General features: G+C 72.8%; 7 protein-coding genes and 1 pseudogene. 7 read left to right on the top strand and 1 reads right to left on the bottom strand.

Annotated elements, in window-relative coordinates:
* Together ABZZ38_RS09800 and ABZZ38_RS09795 are read left to right on the top strand one after the other, a co-directional pair.
* A pseudogene (locus tag ABZZ38_RS09800) lies at positions 1-106 on the top strand (3-isopropylmalate dehydrogenase); the annotation flags it as partial.
* 252 nt (positions 107-358) lie between these two features.
* Positions 359-1,450, top strand: coding sequence for a branched-chain amino acid aminotransferase (locus ABZZ38_RS09795; RefSeq protein ID WP_356737578.1), 1,092 nt, complete (start codon positions 359-361; stop codon positions 1,448-1,450).
* A gap of 122 nt (positions 1,451-1,572) precedes the next feature.
* Here ABZZ38_RS09795 and ABZZ38_RS09790 read toward each other — a convergent pair whose 3' ends face one another.
* Positions 1,573-3,021 carry a cytosine permease gene (locus ABZZ38_RS09790; RefSeq protein WP_356737576.1) on the bottom strand — a complete coding sequence of 483 codons (1,449 nt, stop codon included), beginning with the start codon at positions 3,019-3,021 and terminating at the stop codon, positions 1,573-1,575.
* 164 nt (positions 3,022-3,185) lie between these two features.
* Here ABZZ38_RS09790 and ureA point away from each other — a divergent pair, with 164 nt between their 5' ends.
* From ureA to ABZZ38_RS09765, 5 genes are all read left to right on the top strand, one after another.
* Positions 3,186-3,914 carry an urease subunit gamma gene (gene ureA / locus ABZZ38_RS09785; protein WP_356737574.1) on the top strand — a complete coding sequence of 243 codons (729 nt, stop codon included), beginning with the start codon at positions 3,186-3,188 and terminating at the stop codon, positions 3,912-3,914.
* Positions 3,911-5,632 carry an urease subunit alpha gene (locus tag ABZZ38_RS09780; protein ID WP_356737572.1) on the top strand — a complete coding sequence of 574 codons (1,722 nt, stop codon included), beginning with the start codon at positions 3,911-3,913 and terminating at the stop codon, positions 5,630-5,632. Before ureA ends, ABZZ38_RS09780 begins: the two co-directional genes overlap by 4 nt.
* Before the next feature lie 13 nt (positions 5,633-5,645).
* Complete coding sequence (locus ABZZ38_RS09775; RefSeq protein WP_356737570.1) at positions 5,646-6,662, top strand: agmatine deiminase family protein; 1,017 nt, start codon at positions 5,646-5,648, stop codon at positions 6,660-6,662.
* Between the two features lie 44 nt (positions 6,663-6,706).
* The gene (locus ABZZ38_RS09770) at positions 6,707-7,237 is read left to right on the top strand and encodes a hypothetical protein (protein WP_356737568.1); all 531 of its coding nucleotides are present in this window, start codon (positions 6,707-6,709) and stop codon (positions 7,235-7,237) included.
* An 80-nt stretch (positions 7,238-7,317) separates the two neighbouring features.
* Positions 7,318-7,860 (top strand): TetR/AcrR family transcriptional regulator, encoded by a 543-nt coding sequence (locus tag ABZZ38_RS09765; protein WP_356737601.1) that lies wholly within the window; start codon positions 7,318-7,320, stop codon positions 7,858-7,860.
* Positions 7,861-8,174: the final 314 nt, after the last annotated feature.

Raw genomic sequence — 8,174 nt, 5'->3', positions numbered from 1 at the left:
GCGTATCGAGGAGGCCGCGGCCCAGGACCTGGCCGCCCGGGACGCCTCGACGCCCCGCACCACGGACGAGATCGGCGACGCGCTCGCGGTACGAGTAGCGAGCTGACCCGCCGACTGAGCACTGAAGATCTCAGCAGCCGCCGGGTCGCATCCGCACCCGGCGGCTTCTCCTGTGCGGCCCCGGGTGCCACCATCAACCCTGGACCGCGTCACACCGTTCAGGCACCCGTTTCTTTCACGCGCCCAGCCGGGCGATAATCGAACGCGGGGCCGCGGCATGCGGGAAAGCTCGGACGTCCTGGCAGTGGTAGCGGCGTGAGCGCGGTCCGTCACACACAACGGTGAAGGACAAGCACTCATGACGACGACGCCCACGATCGAGCTCAAGCCCTCCTCGAACCCGCTGTCCGACGCGGAGCGCGAGGCGATCCTGGCCAACCCCGGATTCGGCCGCCACTTCACCGACCACATGGTGACGATCAAGTGGACGGAAGGGCGCGGCTGGCACGACGCGCAGCTCACGCCGTACGCGCCGCTCTCGATCGACCCGGCGAACATGACCCTGCACTACGCGCAGGAGATCTTCGAGGGCCTCAAGGCCTACCGCCGCCCCGACGGCTCGATCTCGCTCTTCCGGCCCGAGGCCAACGCCGAGCGGTTCCAGCTCTCGGCCAGGCGTCTGGCCATGCCGGAGTTGCCGGTCGAGACGTTCGTCGCCGCGTGCGACGCGCTCGTCCAGCAGGACCAGGCGTGGGTGCCGCCGCACGGCGGTGAGGAGTCGCTGTACCTGCGCCCGTTCATGATCGCCAACGAGGTCGGGCTGGGTGTCCGCCCGGCCAACGAGTACCTGTTCATCGTCATCGCGTCGCCGGCCGGCGCGTACTTCCCCGGTGGCGTGAAGCCCGTCTCGGTCTGGCTCTCGGAGAACTACGTCCGCGCCGTCCCCGGCGGCATGGGCTTCGCCAAGACCGGCGGCAACTACGCCGCGTCCCTGCTCGCCCAGGCCGAGGCCGCCGCGAAGGGCTGCGACCAGGTGGTCTGGCTCGACGCGCTGGAGCACAAGTGGGTCGAGGAAATGGGCGGCATGAACCTGTACTTCGTGTACGGCGACAAGATCGTCACCCCGGAGCTCACCGGTTCCCTCCTCGCCGGCATCACCCGTGACTCGCTCCTGCGGCTCGCCCGCGACCTCGGGTACGAGTCGCAGGAGGGCCGTATCTCCACCGAGCAGTGGAAGCGCGACTCGGAGAACGGCACGCTCACCGAGGTCTTCGCCTGTGGCACCGCGGCGGTCATCACGCCGGTCGGCCGGGTCAAGTCGGAGAAGGGCGAGTGGACCCAGGCGGGCGGCGAGCCCGGCGAGGTCACGCTGAAGCTGCGCAAGGCGCTGCTGGACATCCAGACGGGCGCGGCGGACGACCCGCACGGCTGGACGCACAAGGTCGGCTGACCCCCCACGGCCCCCGGGCCCCGACCCCCGGCCGCCAGGACGGTGTACGCGTCCGGGCACGGTGTACGCACGGACGCCCGCGCCCCCCGCTCGGGGGCGCGGGCGTCCCGCGTCGCCGCGCGTCAGGACGCGGCGGTCTCGGGTTCCGGCGTGGCGGCCGGGGTCGGGGCCGGCGCCGACGGCGGAACCGGTGCTCGTGTGCCCGCGATGAGCGCCGCGTACACCACACCCCCCACCAGGCCCGACAGGATGAAGCCGCAGTCGACGCCACCGGTGAGCGCCGGCAGCGGACCCTCGTACAGCGGGGTCGACACGCCGGCCAGCCCCACCGCCGCGCCCACCAGCCAGGCGGCCGACGCGCGCGGTTCCCACCCGGCGCGGAACCAGTACACGCCGCCCCGCGCCCGGCGGTTGAAGACCTGGAGCGCCTCCGGGTCGTACGCGCCGCCGCAGCGGATGTGCCCCATCAGCGTGATCACCGCCCACGGCGTGCCGATCGCCGTCAGCAGCAGTACGAAGGACGTCATCGCCGACCGGGCGTCCCACGCGAAGTGGCCCGCGAACACGAACGCCGTGGCGACGACCGCCACCACCAGCGTGGCCGCCGTCCGCGTGGCGCGCGGCACGATCGCGTCCAGGTCGAGGCCCATCGAGTAGAGCATCAGGCCCGCGTTGCCGACGGAGCCCGCGGTCGCCGCGAGCAGCAGCGGCACCAGGTACCAGGCGGGCGAGGCGGCGACCAGTGGGCCGGCGTAGTCCGCTCCCGCCCGCGCGGCCAGCGCCGTGAACGTACCGAACAGCTGTGGCAGCAGCAGGCCCGCGACCAGGCCGACGCAGGTCGCCCGCCATACGGAGCGCGCGCTGTGCCGCTCGGGCGAGATGTAGCGCGTGTAGTCGCCGAGCAGCGTGATGAAGGCGATCGGCCCGCTCAGCCCGGCCGCCACGGCGGACAGCAGCCAGGTCGGCCAGAAGGAACCCAGCAGGTACGGCGTGTCGGGCGGCGGCGCGGCCGTGAAGTCGCCCGCGTAGGCGACGATGCCCAGCGCCAGCAGCAGCGTCATGCCGACGGCGAGCGCCCTGCTCAGCCGCAGCAGCAGCCGGTAGCCGTACACCGCGCCGATGACCGTACAGGCGGCGAGCACCGTGTACACCGCGGCGTGCGCCGCCCCGCCGGTGGGCAGTCCGGCCAGCCGCGCGAGGGTGCCGATCACCACGTCGCCGCCGATCCACAGCGTGAGCGCCGTGTACCCGAGCGACAGCAGCAGCCCGACGACCGAGCCGACGAGCCGTCCGCGGACGCCGAAGAAGGCGCCGCTGGAGGTGGAGAGGTTGGTCGCGGTGCGCAGGGAGACCAGCGCCAGCGGGGCCGTGACGGCCACGCCGACGACCGTGCCGACGACGACCGAGGTGACCGCGGGCCACAGGCCGAGGCCGAAGGAGACCGGTAGCCAGCCGAAGACGATCACGCCCAGGCACAGGTTCGATCCCACCAGGATCGCGATGAGGTCACGCGGTCCGCTGGTGCGTTCCGCCTCGGGGATGGTGTCGACTCCGCGCTGTTCGATCGGCATGCGCTGCTCCCTGCTCGCAGGTGGGTCGGCTGCTGCGTCTTTCGTTTGAGTGTCGCTCTAACTCAAGCGACGCTCAATGTGACGTAGCCCGGCCGCGCACGTCAATGCTTCTGTTCCGGAAATCTTGTGGTTAGAGTGTTGCTCAAACAGGAAGGTGTGGTGACGTGCGACTGACCCCCACGGAACGCGACCGGCTGCTGCTCTTCGGCGCCGCCGAGCTCGCGCGGGCCCGCCGGGCGCGGGGCCTCAAGCTCAATGTCCCGGAGGCGACCGCCCTCATCGCGGACACCGTCTGCGAGGCCGCCCGCGACGGGCGACGCCTCGCCGAGGCCATCGAGGCGGCCCGTTCGGTGCTCGGCCCCGACGACGTCCTGCCGGGCGTCGCGGACGTCGTCACCGAGGTGCACGTGGAGGCCGTGTTCGACGACGGCTCCCGGCTCGCGGTGGTCGGCGACCCCATCGGCTGGGGGTCCCCCCGTGGAGCGGGGGGAGGCCTGGGCGAGCAGGGTCCGGGCGCGCTGCTGCCGGGGCCGGAGCACTCCGACCCGGAGCCCGTGGTGCGGCTGCGGGTCACCAACACCGCGAGCGTGCCGGTCTCCGTGACCTCGCACTTCCACTTCTTCGAGGCCAACCCGCGGCTCGACTTCGACCGCGCCCGGGCCTACGGCATGCGGCTCGCCGTCCCCGCCGGATCGTCCGTGCGCTTCGGACCGGGCGGGAGCGAGGAGGTCGGGCTGGTGCCGATCGGCGGCGACCGGATCGCGATCGGCTTCGCCGGACTGGTCGACGGGCCGCTGGACGCGCCGGGCGCCCGCGAGGAGGCGCTGCGCCGCGCCGCCGCCTGTGGCTACCTCGGCGTACCGGAAACGACCGGGCGGGAGGTCGAGCGATGAGCCGCCCCGGAGGCCACCCCGCCGAAGCGCGCCGCCTCACCCCGTACGAGTACGCCGCCGCCCACGGCCCGCGCGCGGGCGACCGGGTCCGCCTCGGCGACTCGGGCCTGACGGTCCGGGTCGAGTCGGACTCGCAGAAGCCCGGCGACGAGTTCCTGGCCGGGTTCGGCAAGACGGCCCGCGACGGACTGCACCTGAAGGCCGCCGCCGTCCGCGAGACGTGCGACGTGGTCATCAGCAACGTGCTGGTGATCGACGCCGTGCAGGGCATCCGCAAGGTGTCCATCGGCATCCGCGAGGGCCGCGTCCACGCCATCGGCCGCGCCGGGAACCCGGACACCCTCGACGGCGTCGACGTCGTCGTCGGCACGGGCACGTCCATCGTGTCCGGCGAGGGCCTGATAGCCACCGCCGGAGCCGTCGACACCCATGTCCACCTGCTGTCGCCGCGCATCATGGAGGCGTCGCTCGCCTCCGGCGTGACGACGATCATCGGCCAGGAGTTCGGCCCGGTGTGGGGCGTCGGCGTCAACTCACCGTGGGCGCTGCGCCACGCGTTCAACGCCTTCGACGCCTGGCCGGTCAACATCGGCTTCCTCGCACGCGGCTCGTCCTCGCACGCGGCCCCGCTGGTGGAGGCGCTCGCCGAGGGCGGCGCCTCCGGCTTCAAGGTCCACGAGGACATGGGCGCCCACACCCGCGCCCTGGACACCGCGCTGCGGGTGGCCGAGGAGCACGACGTGCAGGTCGCCCTGCACAGCGACGGCCTGAACGAGTGCCTGTCGGTCGAGGACACCCTCAAGGTCCTCGAAGGGCGCACCATCCACGCCTTCCACATCGAGGGCTGCGGCGGCGGCCACGTCCCGAACGTCCTGAAGATGGCGGGCGTCCCGAACGTCATCGGCTCGTCCACCAACCCCACCCTCCCCTTCGGGCGGGACGCGGTCGCCGAGCACTACGGAATGATCGTCTCCGTACACGACCTGAAGACCGACCTGCCCGGCGACGAGGCCATGGCCCGCGACCGGATCCGGGAAGGGACGATGGGCGCGGAGGACGTCCTGCACGACCTCGGCGCGATCGGCATCACGTCGTCGGACGCGCAGGGCATGGGAAGGGCCGGCGAGACCGTACGCCGGACCTTCGCCATGGCCGGGAAGATGAAGGCCGAGCTGGGCCCGCTGGAGGGCGACGGGGACGGCGACGACAACGCGCGCGTCCTGCGCTACATGGCCAAGCTGACCATCAACCCGGCGATCGCCCACGGCCTCGCGCACGAGGTCGGCTCGATCGAGGTCGGCAAGCTGGCCGACATCGTGCTGTGGCGGCCGGAGTTCTTCGGCGCGAAACCGCAGCTCGTCCTGAAGTCGGGCTTCCCCGCGTACGGGGTCGTGGGCGACCCGAACGCCGCCACCGACACCTGCGAACCGCTCGTGCTCGGCCCGCAGTTCGGCGCGCACGGCGCGACGGCGGCCGACCTCTCGGTGGCGTTCGTCTCGGGCGCGGCGGCGCAGCTCGGCGCCGACCTGATGCCGACGCGCCGCCGCCGCGTCGCGGTGCGGTCCACGCGCGGCATCGGCCCCGCCGACCTGCTCCTCAACTCCCGTATCGGGGAGGTGTCCGTGGACGCCCGCACCGGCCTCGTCACGCTCGACGGCGATCCGGTCCGCTCCGACCCGGCCGACTCCGTCTCCCTCAACCGCCTCTACTTCCTCTGAGGACACCCATCCCATGAGTACCTTCCGCATGCCCGCCGAATGGGCCCCGCACGAGCGCACCTGGATGGCCTGGCCGGGCCCCAACCCCACGTTCACCGGCGACGGGGAGCTCGCCGAGGCCCGCGCCGCGTGGGCGTCCGTCGCCCGTGCCGTACGCCGCTTCGAGCCGGTGACCGTGGTCCACGGCCCCGGCCAGGAGGCGTCCGCCCGTGAGCTCCTCGGCCCGGACATCGACCTCGTGGAGCGGGACCTGGACGACGCGTGGATGCGTGACATCGGCCCCACCTTCGTCACGGACGGCGAACGGCTGGCCGCCGTGGACTGGGTGTTCAACGGCTGGGGCGCGGCGGACTGGGCGCGCTGGGAGCACGACTCGAAGATCGCCCGCCACGTCGCCGACCTGGCCGGTGTGCCGGTACTGAGCAGCCCTCTTGTGAACGAGGGCGGCGCCATCCACGTCGACGGCGAGGGGACGGTCCTGCTCACCGACACCGTCCAGCTCGGCCCCGAGCGCAACCCCGAGTGGACCCGCGAGCAGGTCGAGGCGGAGATCCACGCCAAGCTGGGCACCAGCAGGGCGATCTGGCTGCCGCGCGGCCTGACCGGCGACTACGGCATGTACGGCACCCGCGGCCACGTCGACATCGTCGCCGCCTTCGCCCGCCCCGGCGTCGTCGTCGCGCACACCCAGCCCGACCCGTCCCACCCGGACCACGAGCTGTGCAGGGCCAATGTGGACCTGCTGCGCAAGCAGACGGACGCCAGGGGCCGCCGCCTGGAGGTCGTCGAGGTCCCGGCCCCGACCGTCCTCCAGGAGGACGGCGAGTGGGTCGACTACTCCTACATCAACCACTACCTGTGCAACGGCGGCGTGGTGCTGTGCGCCTTCGACGACCCGCGCGACGAGATCGCGGCCGGCATCTTCCGCCGCCTCTTCCCCGACCGCACGGTCACGCTGGTCGACGCCCGCGCCATCTTCGCGGGCGGCGGCGGCATCCACTGCATCACGCAGCAGCAGCCGCGCGTCTGACAACCGGTTCGATCCGGCGGGGGCGGCCGTGCCAGGGTGCGGTCATGGCCACCCCCGACCTCGACGGTCACACCCTCACCCGCCTGTACTCGGTCCCCGACGACGCCTGGTACCTGGAGCTGTGCCACACCGGGCGGATCCTGGTGACGGCGATCGTCCCGGACGAGGACCCGCGGCGCGCTCCCACGGTCTGCTTCAACGAGCACGCCGGGCACCGGTTGGTGCCGTACGACGTCATGCGCTGGTTCCTGGACGAGGCCGCGGACGAGATCCGCACCAGCCGGGGCTGGATGCTGCTGCGGCCCGGACTCGTGGAGATCATCCGCCGGTTGCGCGAGATCCACCTGGGCTGCGTCCGGGAGGAGGAGTACCCCTCGCTCCTGGTGATCCTCCGCGAGCTCGTCGGTGAGGAGGAGCTCGCCGAGGTGCTCCGGTGGGCCTTCGGTGAGGGGCTCGACCCCACCCCGCCCCCACCCGCGCCCGCCGAGGTCCGGGCGCTGCGCGAGCGCCTGGCCGAGGACGGCTGGACCATCACCGGCGACGACCGGGAAGGATCAGGTACAACGTACGAGTGAACGAACCCCACAAGGCGTCCGTCGCCCGGCGGCGCAACCGGAACGCCGCCCCGCCGCGCGAAGAGGTGCTCGCCGCCGCCATGGCGACCATCGCCGAGCGCGGGCTCGAAGGGCTCACCATGGCCGGGCTCGGGCGCGACGTCGGGATGAGCAGCGGCCACCTGCTCTACTACTTCCGCACCAAGGACGAACTGCTGCTCCAGACCCTGGAGTGGAGCGAGGGCCGGCTCGGCGCCGAACGCAGCGCGCTGCTGTCCCGGCAGGCCACGCCGGTACGCGAACGGCTCGCCGCGTACGTCGACCTGTACGTGCCCGACGGGCCCCGCGACCCGCACTGGACGCTGTGGCTGGAGGTCTGGAACCGCTCGCAGAACGCCGACGACGACGCCCGCGCCCGCCAGGCGGCCATCGAGGGCGCCTGGCACCGGGACCTGGTGGCGCTGCTCGCGGAGGGCGTCTCGCGCGGCGAGCTGCGGCCCCTCGACGCCGACCGGTACGCGGCGCGGCTGCGCGCGCTGCTCGACGGGTTCAGCGTGCACGTCGCCGTCGGCATACCGGGCACGAGCCGGGCGCAGGTCCTCGCGCACGTGCGGGAGTTCCTGGAGGACGTCCTGCTGCCGTGACGGTACGGCCGCGGGCGGGCGACCGCATGGTGAGACCGGGGTCCACCGCCGTTTCCACCTGTGGCAGACTGCGGGCGTGCTTGCTACCGCCATGATTATGGACAGCAGCGCGCCGGTCCGCAGTGATCGCTGAACCGCGGCAGTACCCCCGCGCCAGTGGACACCGTGCCCCAGACCCGCGCGCAGACCTCTCGCACCCGCGAGGGGTTTTTTCGTTTTCCGGCCCCCACCCCGGCAGGAGGCGAGCGGCGCGCGAGGATGGGGGCAAGTGGAGCGATTCGCCCCCGAGCCCGGCTTCACCCGCGCGAGGGGGG

The organism is Streptomyces sp. NPDC006368 (assembly GCF_040612535.1).
Lineage (GTDB): Bacteria > Actinomycetota > Actinomycetes > Streptomycetales > Streptomycetaceae > Streptomyces.
Note: the sequence above shows the minus strand (reverse complement) of the source record. Positions and strands in the feature narration are given on the sequence as shown.